This window comes from Streptomyces sp. R-07 (assembly GCF_049913175.1).
GTDB lineage: Bacteria > Actinomycetota > Actinomycetes > Streptomycetales > Streptomycetaceae > Streptomyces.
The window spans coordinates 7,312,437-7,326,508 of the sequence record NZ_CP183978.1 but is presented as its reverse complement, the minus strand read 5'-3'; the positions used below and the strand labels follow the sequence as shown (position 1 = coordinate 7,326,508).

13 protein-coding genes are annotated in these 14,072 nt (G+C 73.7%); 1 reads left to right on the top strand and 12 read right to left on the bottom strand.

Annotated elements, in window-relative coordinates; genetic code table 11:
- Positions 1-32 precede the first annotated feature (32 nt).
- From ACN9M0_RS33460 to ACN9M0_RS33420, 9 genes are all read right to left on the bottom strand, one after another.
- Positions 33-965, bottom strand: a complete 933-nt coding sequence (locus ACN9M0_RS33460) for an ABC transporter substrate-binding protein (protein WP_399697565.1) — start codon at positions 963-965, stop codon at positions 33-35.
- A gap of 26 nt (positions 966-991) precedes the next feature.
- Positions 992-1,672 carry an ABC transporter permease gene (locus ACN9M0_RS33455; protein WP_399697504.1) on the bottom strand — a complete coding sequence of 227 codons (681 nt, stop codon included), beginning with the start codon at positions 1,670-1,672 and terminating at the stop codon, positions 992-994.
- Positions 1,669-2,349 carry an ABC transporter permease gene (locus tag ACN9M0_RS33450; RefSeq protein ID WP_399697506.1) on the bottom strand — a complete coding sequence of 227 codons (681 nt, stop codon included), beginning with the start codon at positions 2,347-2,349 and terminating at the stop codon, positions 1,669-1,671. The genes ACN9M0_RS33455 and ACN9M0_RS33450 overlap by 4 nt, the downstream gene beginning before the upstream one ends.
- 110 nt (positions 2,350-2,459) lie before the next feature.
- Complete coding sequence (locus tag ACN9M0_RS33445) at positions 2,460-3,731, bottom strand: SGNH/GDSL hydrolase family protein (protein WP_426404747.1); 1,272 nt, start codon at positions 3,729-3,731, stop codon at positions 2,460-2,462.
- A gap of 52 nt (positions 3,732-3,783) precedes the next feature.
- Positions 3,784-4,203, bottom strand: coding sequence for an RDD family protein (locus ACN9M0_RS33440; RefSeq protein ID WP_426405362.1), 420 nt, complete (start codon positions 4,201-4,203; stop codon positions 3,784-3,786).
- A 297-nt stretch (positions 4,204-4,500) separates the two neighbouring features.
- Positions 4,501-4,887 carry a VOC family protein gene (locus tag ACN9M0_RS33435; protein WP_426404746.1) on the bottom strand — a complete coding sequence of 129 codons (387 nt, stop codon included), beginning with the start codon at positions 4,885-4,887 and terminating at the stop codon, positions 4,501-4,503.
- Positions 4,888-4,960: 73 nt separating this feature from the next.
- Positions 4,961-5,791: an ammonia-dependent NAD(+) synthetase gene (gene nadE, locus ACN9M0_RS33430; protein ID WP_366041624.1), complete on the bottom strand. Its 831-nt coding sequence runs from the start codon at positions 5,789-5,791 to the stop codon at positions 4,961-4,963.
- A 148-nt stretch (positions 5,792-5,939) separates the two neighbouring features.
- Complete coding sequence (locus tag ACN9M0_RS33425) at positions 5,940-7,082, bottom strand: sulfite oxidase (RefSeq protein ID WP_366041625.1); 1,143 nt, start codon at positions 7,080-7,082, stop codon at positions 5,940-5,942.
- A 58-nt stretch (positions 7,083-7,140) separates the two neighbouring features.
- Positions 7,141-9,360 (bottom strand): ATP-binding protein, encoded by a 2,220-nt coding sequence (locus ACN9M0_RS33420; RefSeq protein WP_426404745.1) that lies wholly within the window; start codon positions 9,358-9,360, stop codon positions 7,141-7,143.
- A gap of 256 nt (positions 9,361-9,616) precedes the next feature.
- Here ACN9M0_RS33420 and ACN9M0_RS33415 point away from each other — a divergent pair, with 256 nt between their 5' ends.
- A complete protein-coding gene (locus ACN9M0_RS33415) occupies positions 9,617-10,840 on the top strand; it encodes a GNAT family N-acetyltransferase (RefSeq protein ID WP_426404744.1) in 1,224 nt (407 codons plus the stop codon).
- 18 nt (positions 10,841-10,858) lie between these two features.
- Here the strand turns inward: ACN9M0_RS33415 and ACN9M0_RS33410 are convergent, their stop codons facing one another.
- From ACN9M0_RS33410 to ACN9M0_RS33400, 3 genes are read right to left on the bottom strand one after another with little or no spacing between them, the layout of a single operon-like run.
- Positions 10,859-12,448 carry a molybdopterin-dependent oxidoreductase gene (locus ACN9M0_RS33410; RefSeq protein ID WP_426404743.1) on the bottom strand — a complete coding sequence of 530 codons (1,590 nt, stop codon included), beginning with the start codon at positions 12,446-12,448 and terminating at the stop codon, positions 10,859-10,861.
- A gap of 56 nt (positions 12,449-12,504) precedes the next feature.
- The gene (locus ACN9M0_RS33405; protein WP_366041629.1) at positions 12,505-13,407 is read right to left on the bottom strand and encodes an amino acid ABC transporter permease; all 903 of its coding nucleotides are present in this window, start codon (positions 13,405-13,407) and stop codon (positions 12,505-12,507) included.
- Positions 13,404-14,069, bottom strand: a complete 666-nt coding sequence (locus ACN9M0_RS33400; protein WP_426404742.1) for an amino acid ABC transporter permease — start codon at positions 14,067-14,069, stop codon at positions 13,404-13,406. Before ACN9M0_RS33400 ends, ACN9M0_RS33405 begins: the two co-directional genes overlap by 4 nt.
- Between the last annotated feature and the right edge of the window lie 3 nt (positions 14,070-14,072).

The following is a 14,072-nucleotide window of genomic DNA, read 5'->3' as shown; positions in this document are numbered from 1 at the left end:
GGCCCTAGGACAGTGGATCACAGCACCGGAGGTCAGGGCGGGACCAGTCCCTTCTGTGTGAGGTAGTTCCGCGCCACGTCCTCCGGAAGCCGCCGCCAGCTGTCCACCTGTTCGTTGAGATGCGCCAGATCGGACGTGGTCAGGACCGTGTTCAGACGGGCGAGCGCGCGCGTGACGCCCTCGTTCCCGGCGCGGGCGCGGTTGACGACGGGGACGATGAAGTCGGCGTGCTGCAGGTGCTTGTCGTCGGCGAGCAGGACGAGGCCGAACTCGTCGAGGGTGGCGTCGGTGGTCGTGGTGAGCACCAGCTGGTCCTGGCCGCTCTGCACCGCCTGTTTGGCCTGGGTGGTGCCGACGCCCTTGGGGTCGACGGCCGTCACGTCGATGCCGTACACCTCCTTCAGGCCGGGGGCGCAGTACGGCCGCCGGACGCACTCGTCACCGGCCGCGAGGCGGACGGGGAGACGGGCGGCGCCGAGGTCGCTCAGGGACTTCAGGCGGTGTTCGGCGGCGTAGGCGGCGGTGACGGCGAAGGCGTTCTGGTCGACGGCACGGCCGGCGTCGAGGACCGTGAGCCCGCGCGGTCCCGCGAGCGCGCGGAGGGCCGTCATGGTCGCGGTCAGGTCGGGCGAGCCGACGGTCGGCGCGTCCGCCCCGTGGACCTTGGCGTTCAGCCAGTCGGCGAAGGTCGCCGCGTACTCCGGAACGACGTCGATCTGACCGCTCTCCAGGGCGGGCTCGTACAGCTCGCGGTTGGTGACGGAGAGGATCTTGATGCGGTAGCCGGCCTCCTGGAGCAGCAGCGCGTACATCTGGGCCAGGAGGTCGCTCTCGGTGAACCCGGCCGAGCCGACGACCAGCCGGTGACTGCCGCCGGGCTGCCCCGTGACCGCGCGCTGGTCCTCCAGGGCCGGACCGGCGGCGCAGCCGGCGAGACCGCCGCAGGCCAGCAGCGCGATGCTCAGGGCGACGGCGCCCGCTCCCGGCCCTCTCACCCGCCGCTCCCCCGCGCCCGTGTCCGCGCCGGGCCGACGCGCAGAGCGCCCTCGAAGGCCGCCTCGACCAGGAGGGCGAGCACGGCGACGAGGAAGGCTCCGGCGACGACCTGCGGGGTGGAGGCGAGGTTGAAGCCGGCGGTGATGATCCGGCCGAGGCCGCCGCCGCCGGCGAGCGCGGCCACGGTCGCGGTCGCGACGAGCTGGACGGCGGCGATCCGTACGCCGGTGAGGATCATCGGGAGGGCCAGCGGCAGTTCGACCCGGGCCAGGGTCTGGCGGCCGGTCATGCCCATGCCCCGGGCGGCCCGTACGACGTCGGCGTCGACGCCCCGCATCCCGACGTACGCGTTGGTGAGGAGCGGGGGCACGGCGAACAGCACCAGGGCGATGATCGTCGGCCACTGCCCGTACGGGCCGAGCGGACTGAGCAGGAGCAGCACGAGGACGGCGAAGGTGGGCACGGCCCGCCCGGCGTTGGCGAGGTTCACGGCGAGCGCGCCGCCCTTGCCGAGGTGCCCGAGGACGAGCGCGACGGGCAGGGTGAGCAGACAGCTGAGGGCGAGGCAGACGCCGGTGAGGAAGAGGTGCTCGCCGAGCCGGTGCCAGACGCCGTTCTCGCCGGACCAGTTGGCGGCGGTGGTGAGCCAGGACCAGGCGTCGGCGAGGGTGGTCACGCGGCCTGGCCCCGGGTCCAGGGGGTGAGGAGCCGCTGCACTCCGAGGAGCAGGAGGTCGGCGGCGACGGCGATGACGACGCAGAGCACGGAGGCGGTGAGGACCTGGGCCTTGAAGTACGTGTTCATGCCCGCGTAGATGAGGTTGCCGAGGCCGCCGTGGCCGACGATCGCACCGATGGTGACGAGGGAGACGGCGGACACGGTGGCGATGCGGAGGCCGGCCATGGCGGCGGGCAGGGCGAGGGGCAGTTCGACGGTGAGGAGCAGCCGGATCGGCCCGTAACCGAGGCCGCGCGCGGCCTGCCGGGTCTCCTCGGGGACGGCTCGCAGCCCGGCGAGGACGTTCCGTACGAGGAGGGTGAGGGAGTACAGGACGAGTCCGGCCACGACGAGGGCGGCGGAGAGCCCGTACAGGGGCAGGAGCAGCGAGAACATCGCGAGCGCCGGGATCGTGTACAGGAGCGTGGTGACCCCGAGGACGGGTCCGGCCGCCCAGCGCCACCGGCGGGCGGCGACGGCGAGGGGCAGGGCGAGCAGCAGCGCGAGCGCGAGGGACGCGCCGGTCAGCTGGAGGTGCTGGACGACGGCGTCGCCGAGGATCTCGCGCCGGGTGGAGAGGTAGTCGCCGCAGATCCACTCGTTGCGGGCGAGGCAGTCGTCGGGCGGCGCGGTCACCCTCCCATTCGAGGCGGTAGGTGGCCCCCGCGCACGCCGGCCGGGCCGTTCGGGGGCCAGGGGGGCGGCTTGTCGATCAGCCCGGCCTGATCGACAAGCCGCCCCCCTGGCTAGAGGGAGTTCAGGTCGACCGCGTCGGCCATCGCCTTGTAGCCGGCGTCCTTCATGTGGATCAGATCGGTGGAGACGTACTCCGCCGCGATCCGCTCGGGGTGCACCGGGTCGGCCACCACGCGGTCGAAGTCCACGACGCCGTCGTACGCGCCGCTGGTGCGGATCCAGTGGTTGACCTCGTTGCGAACACGGTCGCCGCGCTCGGTCCAGTACGCGTACCCCTGGTACGGCGGGAGGGTGGCACCGACGACCTTCACGCCGCGGGCGTGGGCCTCGCGGATGAGCTGCTGGTGACCGGCGACGATCTCGGCGGACGTGACGAAGGGGCTGGGGACGGTGCAGCGGTCCTGGGGGTTGTCGGGCAGGACGATGTCGTTGGTGCCCTGCAGGACGATGACCGTGCGCACGTCGGGGCGGCCGAGTACGTCGCGCCGGAATCGGGAGAGGGCGCTCTCGCCGAAGCACGGGGAGTCGTTGAGGACCTTGTTGCCGCCGATGCCCAGGTTGAGCACCGGCCGCGTACGGCCGTCGGCGACGAGTCGGTCGGCCAGCGCGTCGGGGTAGCGGCGGTCGGCGCCGAAGGTCGAGCCGACGCCGTCGGTGAGGGAGTCACCGAAGGCGACGACCGCGTCACGGCCGCGGCCGGGCGACTCCGGCGGCTTCACGTCCACCCCGGCCAGGTAGTACCAGGACAGGCTCGGCGGCTCCGCGAACGCCTCGCCCGCCGCGTCACGCAGGTGGTCCCCCGACGCCCGGTACGTAAGGGTGTCGGCGAAGTTGTGGAAGGTCGCCGAGCCGGTACGCCCCCGGAAGTGCAGGGTCACGGTGAGCTGTTCCAGGGCCCGTACGGGCAGGGCCACCGCGTCGCTCGACAGCTGCCCGCCCGCCGGGACGGTCGCCCCGTCCGCCCCGCCGAACCGCACCGTCCGCACCGAGTCGGCCCGCACGGCCGCGCCGCCGGCACTGCGGGCGACGGTCGCGCCGGTCAGGCGGAGCGGGGCCGTCCCGTACACATTGGAGAGCCGGATGCGCAGCTCGGAGCCCTCCGCGCCGACGCGGATCACCTGCCGCACGGACTGGTTGTCGAACCCCACCTCGGACCAGTTGGGGTACCAGTCGGTGTGGGTGGGGGCCTGCGGGGCGGTGGCCCAGGCACTGCGCCAGGGGGTGAACGCGGACGAGTCGGTGGCCGTGGCGCCGGCGGGCGCGGCGGCGGTCATGAGGACGGCGGCCAGCGGGACGGAGACGAAAAGCTTCTTTGCAGTCATGCCGCTATGACGCCCCGCGTCGCGTGCATGTGACACGACGTCGGCCGAACCCTCACCTGCGGTGGATCACCTGACTGCCGACCCTCTTGTCATGGACACCCTGACGGTTCGGGCTGAGGGTGATCGAGGACACGTTGGCGACGAGGAGCACGGGCACGGCGTTGGCCACCAGATTCGTGACATGTCTGACCACTGCGGCGCCGTAGCCGAGCCGTGCGCCGTCACTCGCGCGGATGACTTCCATCCCCATGACGCGCTTGCCCGGAGTGCCGCCCCAGCGTGAGACGCACACCGGTGAATAGCTCAGAACGAAGACGAGGAGCCACGCGAAGGCCGCAGCACGCCAGGCGGTTCGCGCCGGGTCTCCCGTGACAGCGAGGGCCTCGAGTATCGGGTCCAGCGTGAGAAGTGGGCCCAGAACGACGGCCACGGCGATGGGAAGGTCAACGGCGACCGCGGCACAGCGACGCATGAGGCCGGCCGGAGCACCCGGAGTCGGACGGAGTTCTGGGGCTGCCCCCAGCGACGGCAGAGGGCCCAGGTCACTCCCTGAGGTCATCGTCACCCGGTTCTCCTGGCTGTGGGTCCGATCGGATCGGCGAGCACTGTAACCCGAAGGTCGGTACAGCGGTGCGAGCGAGTCGACCTCTGCGGATGAGCCCCTGTCCAGCACGAACCGCCGCCGTCACCCTCGCCGGCACGCTCATCCGGCTCGACACATGATCGACAGGACACCTCCAGGGGCGGCGGGTCTCCCGCAGCGGGGCGGTCAGCCGTTCGAGAGGACGGCCAGGACGTTGCGGGCCGGGTCCGTGAACCAGGCGATCGCGGGCCCGTGCCCGGAGCGCACGACGCCCTTCTCGTCCGCCTCGAAGCCGGGGTAGCGCTCGAACGTCACCCCGCGCCCCACCAGATCGTCCACGGCCCGGTCGATGTCGTCGACCTCGAAGTTGAGGATCGTGAAGGTCGCCGGGGTGTGGTTCTCCTTGGGGTAGACGAAGACGCGCGCCCCGCCCGGCAGGGTGAGGTTCAGCATCCGCATCCCCTCCATGCCGGTCTCCTCCACCGTCAGGCCGAGGACATCGCCGTAGAAGCCGCGTGCGGCGTCGAGGTCGTCGACCGAGAAGCCGCTGTACGCCGTGGTCTCGCCGAACATGTCGTGCTCCCTTCCGGGGGCCTGGCGCCCAGGCACCCCTTCCAGGATCCTCCGACTCCGCCCCGCCGTCCGCTCAGGGAGCGATCGGCAGCTGTCGCTTGTGCTCGGTGAGCTCGTAGCGGCGGACGATCGTGGCGAAGGCGGCCTCCGCGACCGGCTTGCCCTCCAGGAAGTCGTCGATGTCGTCGTACGTGACGCCGAGCGCGTCCTCGTCGGCCTTGCCCGGGTCCAGGGTCTCCAGGTCGGCGGTGGGGGTCTTCCACACGAGCTCGGCCGGGGCGCCCAGCTCGTCGGCGATCGCGCGGACGCGTCGCTTGGTCAGGCCGGTCAGCGGGACGACGTCGGCGGCGCCGTCGCCGAACTTGGTGAAGAAGCCGGAGACGGCCTCGGCGGCGTGGTCGGTGCCGACGACGAGACCGTCGTGGGCGCCGGCGACGGCGTACTGGGCGATCATCCGCTGCCGGGCCTTGATGTTGCCCTGGACGAAGTCCTGGTGGTGGGCGTCGCGGAAGGTGACCCCGCCGGCGAGGCAGGCGTCCAGGGCCGCGTCGCTGGCCGCCTTGACGTCCACGGTGAGGACCCGGTCGGCGCGGATGAAGCCGAGGGCGGTCTGCGCGTCGTGCTCGTCGGCCTGGACGCCGTACGGCAGGCGCATCGCGTAGAAGGTGGCGTCGTGACCGGCGGCGCGGGCCCGCTCCACGGCCAGCTGGCAGAGCCGTCCGGCGGTCGTGGAGTCGACGCCGCCGCTGATGCCGAGGACCAGGGAGCGAAGACCGGTGGAGGTCAGCCGCTCGGTGAGGAAGGCCACCCGGCGCTCGATCTCCGTCTTCGGGTCGAAGGCCTCGGCGACCAGGAGGTCCCGGGCGATCTGCTGCTGGAGGGCGGTGGACGCCGGGTCGGTCACGAAAGTCTCCTCGTCAGGGTCGGTCGACGGTGTACCCGCTGGTACGGGGTGCACAGGGGTCGACTCTACGCGCCGCCCCCGGGGGCGACCGACGCGTCCGGGGCCGACCGGGCCTGGGCGGGGCCGACGCGTCCGGGGCGGACCGGGCCTAGGGAGACGGGGCCGACGCGTCCGGGGTGCAGAGCACCTCGACCCGCTGGACGAGGTTGTTGGCGAAGCCGCCGCGGTTCCACGGTTCGGTGAGCGGCTGGACGTTCCCCTCGGCGTCGGTGGCCCGCACGGTCAGGTGGCGCAGTCCCGGCGTCGCGGTCCAGGTGGTGTGCCAGGCGGACCAGGCCCAGGGGTGTGCGGGGTCCCGGTCGAGTGCGGCGTCGGTCCAGGCCGCCCCGCCGTCCTCGCTGACCTCGACGCGGGTGACCGGACCGTGCCCCGACCAGGCGCGTCCGGTGAGCGGCACGGGGCCGGGGCGTACGACGCGGGTGCGGGACATGAAGTCGGGGAAGCCCGGGGGCACCATCAGGGCCCGGGGCGCGATCAGGGTGACGGGCTCCCCCGGGTCGGTCGCCTCGCGGCGCAGGCGGTAGGCGACGCTCTGCTGGAAGCCGGTGTACGGGCTGTCGCTGAGCGTGATGTCGTGGAGCCACTTCACGTGCGCCATGCCGTACCAGCCGGGGACGACGAGCCGGAGCGGGCTGCCGTGCTGCGGCGGCAGGGGCGCCCCGTTCATCGCGTACGCGACGAGGACGTCCCGGGCGGGGTCGGCGGCCGTGGCCAGGGGCAGGCTGCGGCGGTAGTCCTGTTCGACGCCGCGCTCCACCCCGTGGTCGGCGCCGGTGAACACCGCCTCGGCTGCGTCCTCGGCGATGCCCGCCTCCGCGAGGAGGGCGGCCAGCGGGACGCCGGTCCAGTCGGCGGTCCCGACGGCCTCGACCAGCCAGGGCTGGCTGACGGGGCGGGGTGTGAGCAGCGCCCGGCCGTTCCCTGCGCATTCCAGGGTGACGCGGCGGGTGACGGCGGGCCGGGCGCGGAGCTCCGCGAGGTCCAGGGCGAGGGGCCGGAGGACCCGGCCGCCGACGGTGAGCCGCCAGCCGTCCGCGTCGGTGGCGGGGATGTCGTAGTGCACGAGGACGTAGTGGAGTCCGGGCGGGGTGACGTCGTACCGCAGGGCCTCCAGGGGCAGTCCGTGGTTGCGGGCGGCGAGGGCGAGCTCGTGCGCGGTGACGCCCTCCTCGGAGCCGGCCACGCGTCCTGGTGTGCTGATGTCGCTCAGACCACTCAGGGATCCGTCCATGCCCTCATGGTGCGCCGGAGCGGGGGGCCCGGCACGTCGGAAGGCCCGGGTGGTCCCCTCAGTCCCGCCGGGGTCCGCGCAGGGCCCGGTCGAGGCCGTCCTGGGGAGGGCCGGTGAGGGCGCGGACGAAGATCTCCTCGTAGGCGGGTTCGCCGATCGTCGCGCGGGCGGTGTCGGTGTACTTCTCGCGCAGGGCCCGCAGGCCGGGCAGGCCGCGGCGGGGCTGGCCGGTGGAGCGCCAGTACGCCTCGCCCGTGCCGGACACGTCGGCCGCGCGCTCGCCGTCCCCGGCCGCCGCGAGGGCGGTGGCGAGGACGTCGAGGCCGAGGGCGACGCCGAGGCTCGCGCCGAGGCTGCGGGTGCCTTCGAGCATGGCGCGGGCGTGGCCGGAGGCGGCCGCCGGGTCGCCCTCCAGGAGGCCGGTGAGGGCGAGCTGGTACTCGAGGGCGGTGCGGGTCCAGTGTTCGTCGAGCTCCTCGCACAGGGCGCGGAGGTGGAGCGCCCGCTCGCGGGCCTCGGCGAGCCGGCCGAGGCCCGTGAGGGCGAAGACCCGCACGAGGTGGCAGCGGAGCCGGGCCGCGGAGTCGGCGGGGCCGCCCCGGGCGGCGTCGAGGACGTGGCCCACGACGACGTACGCGGCCATCGGGCGGCCGGTGGTCAGGGCGAGGAGCCCGGCGAGGGCGGCGGCGTCGAGGGTGAGGTCGCCGGGCCGGGCGCGGTGACCGCCGGGCGCCGGGCCTCCTCCGTCGTGCTCCGTGAGGTCGCCGGGCCGGCCGGGCGCCGGGCCCCCTCTGCCGTGCTCCGTGAGGTCGCCGGGCCGGCCGGGCGCCGGGCCTCCTCCGTCGTGCTCCGTGAGGTCGCCGGGCCGGCCGGGCGTCGCGACTCCCCCACCGTGCTCCGTGAGGTCGCCGGGCCGGTCGCGGTCGTCGCGAGGAGCCTCCTCGTACGGCGAGGGCTCGGTGTGCTCCGTGTACCTGGCCTCGCGGGCGCAGCGCTCGCTCACCTCCTGGGCGGGGCCGGACTCGCCCTGGAGGACCAGGGTGACGCCGAGGGCCCACAGGGCGCGGGCCCGGGTGCGGCCGCGGGCCTCGCTGAGGAGCAGGGCCTGTTCGAGGCCGTCGCGGGCCTCGCGGAGGCGGCCGCGGCAGGACCAGGCGAAGGCGACGGAGCCGACGAGGTCGAGGGCGGCGTCGGGATCGGTGCGCAGCAGCCGGTCGAGGGCGGTGCGCAGGTCGGTGTGGTGCGCGTCGGCGGTCCGGTACCAGTGGAGCTGGCGGGCGCCGTGCCATTCGGTCTCGGCCCGGCGGGCCAGACCGCGGAAGTGGGCGGCGTGCCGGTCGGCGACCGTTCCGGTCTCGCCGGTCCGGTCGAGCCAGGTCGCGCCGTACTCGCGGATGGTGTCGAGCATGCGGAATCGGCCGGCGCCGTCCGGCGGGCGGACCACGGAGGAGCGGACGAGTCCGTCGAGCGCGCCGGGCAGGGTCGCGCGGTTCAGGGGGCCGCCGGCGCACACGGCGGTCGCGGACGCGAGGTCGAAGGGGCCGCGGAAGACGGAGAGCCGGGCCCAGAGGAGCCGTTCGAGGGGGGTGCTCAGCTCGTGGCTCCAGCCGATGGCGGCGCGCAGGGTCTGGTGGCGCGTCGGCCACACCCGTTCGGTGTGCGCGAGGAGGTCGAAGCGGGCGCCCGGCGGGGCGTCGAGGCGGGTGCCGAGCTGGTCGCGTACGGCTTCGGCGCCCTGGAGGCGGATCTGGGCGGCCGCCAGTTCCAGGGCGAGCGGGATGCCCTCCAGGCGTACGCAGATCTCCCCGGCGGGCCCGGCGGCGGGAAAGTCCTCCCCGGCGGCCCGGCGGAGCAGCTCCAGGGCATCGCGTCCGGCGGGCGGCAGCGGGTCGAGGCCGACGACCCGCTCCCCCGCGACGCCGAGGGGGCGGCGGCTGGTGGCGAGGACGGTGAGTCCGGGGGCGGCGGCGAGGAGTTCGGTCACGAGCCGGGCGCAGGGCTCGGCGAGGTGCTCGCAGGAGTCGAGGACCAGCAGCAGCCGGTCGTCGGCGAGCCGGCGGCAGAGCCCGGTGGTGGCCGTGCCGGGGGTGTGGTCGGCGAGGTCGACGGAGTCGGCGACGAGCGCGACGAGGAGCCGCTCGCCGTCGAGCTGGGCGAGGTCGGTCCACCAGGCGCCGTCCGGACAGCCGGCGGCGGCGCGGTGCGCGGCGCGCAGCGCGAGCCGGGTCTTCCCCACGCCGCCGACGCCGGTCACGGTGACGAGGCGGTGCTCCGCCAACGCGGCGGAGACCCGCTCGAGTTACGTGCGGCGTCCCACGAAACCGGGGTTCTCGTCCGGCAGATGTCCACGCACGGGAGCAGTGTCCCTCATGCGCGCCCCGAACGGACCTGTGGAACCGGTTCGTTACGTGCGCCGTGGAGCCGTGCTGTGTCGCGGCCGACCGTAATTCGTTTGACCTGGTCACGGGGCGAGGCTGCACTGTGCGGGGCACCGCGCGTGGTGGTGCCGGTGTTCCCGGGAGGCTGCAGTACCGATGAAGATCCGTCCCACGACCGACCAGGACCACGAGGTCTTCGTCGACACGATGCACACCGCGTTCGGGCTCTTCCCCGAGACGCCGGCCGAGGACGGTGGAGGGGTCTGGTGGTCGGCGTTGGAGATGGACCGTGGTCTGCTCGCCCTGGGGCAGGACGGGCGGCCTGTCGGCACCGCCGCTTCGTACTCCTTCGAGCTCACCCTGCCCGGTGGGGCCCTCGTCCCGGTCGGCGGGGTGACCGCCGTCGGCGTGCTGCCCTCGCACCGGCGCCGTGGCGTCCTCAGCGCGATGATGCGGCATCAGCTCACCGAGCTGCGGGCCCGGGGGGATCTCCTCTCTGTGCTCCTGGCCTCCGAGGCCACGATCTACGGCAGGTTCGGCTACGCTCCCGCGACCTACACGGGGCGGCTGACCGTGCCGCGCCGGCAGGCCGCGCTCGCCGTTCCCCGGGTCTCCGGGAAGGCGGCCGACGCGGGCGCCGGCTCGGTCGAGGTGCTGCGGCGTGCCGAATGCGCGGAGATCCTCGAAGAGGTCTACGACCGGTACCGCCGCGCGCAGCCCGGCGCGCTGTCCCGGCCGCCCCGCTGGTGGGCCCGGCGGGCGGGGCAGCCCCCGATCGCTCCGGCGCCGCGTTACGTCGCCGTCCACCGGGACGCCGACGGGAACCCGGACGGATACGCCAGTTACACCGTCGGCGACGACCGCACTCTGACCGTCGACGAGACGATCGCCGTCGACGACGCCGTCTTCACGGCCCTGGCCCGGTTCGTGCTCGAACACGACCTGGTCGGTTCGGTCGTGTTCAAGCACGTCCCGCCCGAGCATCCGCTGCGCTGGCAGCTGGCGGACTTCCGTGCCGGCGAGGTGGGCAACCCCACCGACTGGCTCTGGGTGCGGCTCCTCGACGTCCCGGGGGCGCTGACCGCGCGCGGCTGGTTCACGGACGGCGAGCTGGTCCTCGACGTGGACGACCCGTTCCTCGGCGAGCACGGCCGCTTCCTGCTGGCTGTCCGGGACGGCAAGGCCGTGTGCGAGCAGACGGACCGGGAGCCGGACCTGTCCCTGGACGTGCGGGACCTGGGAGCGGTCTATCTCGGCGGCACCGCGCCGAGCACCCTCGTGCGCGCCGGGCACATCCGGGCCCACCGCCCGGGCGCGGCCGCGCTCGCCGACGCGCTGTTCCGCGGCGAGCGCTCCCCGCACTGCCTCCACTGGTTCTGACCGTGGACGGAAAGGGGGTCATCCTCCCTTGACCGTCACCTCGACCGAGTGCCACCCCTGGGCCCCGTCCGGCATGGTGCCGGTGCGGTGTTCCGGCTGGGTGGTGCCGGTGCCGTCGGTCGCGCGGACGGTGAGGGTGTGGTGGCCGGGGGTGGCGGCCCAGGGGTGGACCCACTGGCGCCAGGTGTCGGTGGTGTCCTGCGCCGCGAGCCGGGCGTCCTGCCAGGGGCCGTCGTCGATCCGTACCTCGACGCGCCGGATGCCGCGGTGCTGGGCCCAGGCGACCCCGGCGACCATGACGGTGCCGGCGGCGGTGCGGGCGGAGGGGCGTGGGGTGTCGATGCGGGACTGGGTCTTGACGGGGGCCTGCGCCGCCCAGCCGCGCGGGACCCAGTAGGCGTCGTACGCGTCGAAGGTGGTGAGTTCGATCGACTCGATCCACTTGCAGGCGGAGACGTAGCCGTACAGGCCGGGGACGACCATGCGGACGGGGAAGCCGTGGGTGAAGGGCAGGGGTTCGCCGTTCATCCCGAAGGCGAGGAGGGCGTCGCGGCCGTCCATGACGGCTTCGACGGGGGTGCCGATGGTCATGCCGTCGACGGACCGGGCGACGAGCTGGTCGGCGGGGCCGCCCTCGGAGGGCGGGCGGACGCCGGCCTCGCGGAGCAGGGGGGCGAGGGGGACGCCGAGCCAGCGGGCGTTGCCGACGAGCGTGCCGCCGACCTCGTTGGAGACGCAGCACAGGGTGATGTCCCGTTCGACCGTCGGCCGTGCCATGAGCTGCCGCAGGGTGAGGGTGCGTTCCTCGCGGACGCCGCTGCCGTGGATGCGCAGCCGCCAGTCGTCGGCGTTGACCTTGGGGACGACGAGCGCCGTGTCGACGCGGTAGAAGTCGCGGTTCGGGGTGACGAAGGGGCCGAGGCCGGGGACGTCCAGCCGCGCTCCGACGGGCACGCCCGGCGCGGGGGAATCGGGTCGGGGCAGGACGAGGGCCGCGCGGGAGGAGGCGGCGTTCTCCTGTACGGGGCTGCCGGCGGCGCGGGCGATGGCGGCGGCGGCGGTCGCGGCGAGGCCGGTGGATGCGGCGACGATCAGGAAGCCGCGCCGGTCGGGGTTCGCGGTGCCGGGCCTCGGGGTGAGGAGGCGGCTGATCAGGACGTACAGCAGGAGCGCGCCGGCGGCGGCTCCGACCAGGGAGGGCACGGCGTCCAGGGCGGAGTCGGAGTCGGGGCGGGTGACGGCGGCGACGGCCCCGAGGACGCCGAAGGCGGCGACGGCCGCCGAGCCGAGCAGGGGGTGGCCGAGCGCGAGCAGCCCGACGCCGAGGGCGAGAACGGTGAGGAGGAGCAGGATCCCGAGCTGGAGGACGGTCTTGTCGTTCTCGCCGAAGGAGCGGATCGCCCACTCCTTGAGGGCTGCCGGGGTCCGGTCGACGACGGTGCCGCCGACAGCCACGACGGGGCCTGCCTCGGGCCGTACCCAGAAGGAGGCGAGGTCCGCGACCGCCAGGGAGACGTACGCCGAGACCACGCCGCCGAGCGCGGCGAGGAGACGGTCGGTGCGGGTGGGTTCGAGGCGCGGCTCGGACGCGGTCCTGGTGGCGTTCATGGTGGGTATTACGGCACGTCCGGCGGCGCGGCGGGGCCTCCTCACCCGAATGGGTCTCAGCGCGTGTCCGGGTGCTCACCCGGCGCCGCAAGTTCCTCCACCGCCCCGACACCGACGACCGCGCCGGTGGACTTCTTGCCGCGGCGGAGCCGGCCTTCGAGCCAGGAGGCGAAGGTGGTGAGCGCGAAGTTGAGGGCGACGAAGATCACGGCGACGACGGTGAAGCAGGCGATGGTGTTGGCGCCGTAGTTGGCGCTCATCGGGCGTACGGAGGCGAGGAGTTCGGAGAAGCCGAGCATCGCGCCGCCGAGGGCGGTGTCCTTGACGATGACGACGAGCTGGCTGACGAGGGCGGGCAGCATGGCGGTGACGGACTGCGGCAGGAGGACGTACGTCATGGTCTGGCCCTTGCGCATGCCGATGGCCTTGGCCGCGTCGGTCTGGCCTGCGGGGAGGGCGAGGATGCCGGCGCGGACGATCTCGGCGAGGACGGAGGCGTTGTAGAGGACGAGGCCGGTGACGACGGCGTACAGGGGGCGGGTGTCCGGGCTGATGTCGGTGAACTCGGAGTAGGTGGCGTTCGCGAAGAGCATCAGGATCAGGACGGGGATGGCCCGGAAGAACTCGACGACGGTGCCGGCGGCGGCGCGTACGGCGCGGTGGTCGGAGAGCCGGAGGATGCCGAGGAGCGCGCCGAGGGGCAGGGCGATGACCATGGCGAGCGCGGCGGCGATCACGGTGTTCTTGAGGGCGGGCAGGATGTACGTCTCCCAGACGCGGGCGTCGGTGAAGAAGGGCGCCCACTTGGCCCATTCGAGCTGGTTCTTGTCGGCGAGGCTCGCCACGACCCACCACACCACGGCGGCGAGACCGATCAGGAACAGCAGGCTCCACAGGAGGTTGCGCCGCCGGGCGCGCGGGCCGGGGACGTCGTAGAGGACGGTGGGCTGGTCCTTCACCGCTTCACCGCCACCTTCTTGGCCACCCAGCCGAGGAACAGGCCGGTGGGGAGTGTGAGGCAGAGGAATCCGAAGGCGAAGATCGCGGAGATGAGGATGAGCTGGGCCTCGTTCTCGATCATCTCGCGCATCAGCAGGGCCGCTTCGGCGACGCCGATGGCGGCGGCCACGGTGGTGTTCTTGGTGAGGGCGATGAGGACGTTGGCGAGCGGGCCGACGACGGAGCGGAAGGCCTGCGGGAGCACGATCAGGCGCAGGACCTGGGGGAAGTTGAGGCCGATGGCGCGGGCGGCCTCGACCTGTCCGAGGGGGACGGTGTTGATGCCGGAGCGGAGGGCCTCGCAGACGAAGGCGCTGGTGTAGGCGGTGAGGCCGAGGACGGCGAGCCGGAAGTTGATGGTGGTGAAGCGTTCGGCGCCGAGGCTGACTCCGAGGGTCTGGAAGAGGCCGAGCGAGGTGAAGACGATGATGACGGTCAGGGGGATGTTGCGGACGATGTTGATGTAGACGGTGCCGAAGCCCCGCATGAGGGGGACGGGGCTGACGCGCATCGCGGCCAGCAGCGTCCCCCAGACGAGGGAGCCGATCGCGGAGTAGATGGTGAGCTGCACCGTCACCCAGAAGGCTCCGAGCAGGTCGTACCCCTGAAGGAAGTCGAACACGAC

What these genes read in the sequence shown, in the direction of transcription:
- ACN9M0_RS33440 (WP_426405362.1), bottom strand. Translation starts at nt 4,203, where the DNA reads ATGCGTCGCTGTGCCGCGGTCGCCGTTGACCTTCCCATCGCCGTGGCC.
- ACN9M0_RS33425 (WP_366041625.1), bottom strand. Translation starts at nt 7,082, where the DNA reads ATGGACGGATCCCTGAGTGGTCTGAGCGACATCAGCACACCAGGACGC.
- ACN9M0_RS33415 (WP_426404744.1), top strand. Translation starts at nt 9,617, where the DNA reads ATGAAGATCCGTCCCACGACCGACCAGGACCACGAGGTCTTCGTCGAC.
- ACN9M0_RS33410 (WP_426404743.1), bottom strand. Translation starts at nt 12,448, where the DNA reads ATGAACGCCACCAGGACCGCGTCCGAGCCGCGCCTCGAACCCACCCGC.
- ACN9M0_RS33435 (WP_426404746.1), bottom strand. Translation starts at nt 4,887, where the DNA reads ATGTTCGGCGAGACCACGGCGTACAGCGGCTTCTCGGTCGACGACCTC.
- ACN9M0_RS33445 (WP_426404747.1), bottom strand. Translation starts at nt 3,731, where the DNA reads ATGACTGCAAAGAAGCTTTTCGTCTCCGTCCCGCTGGCCGCCGTCCTC.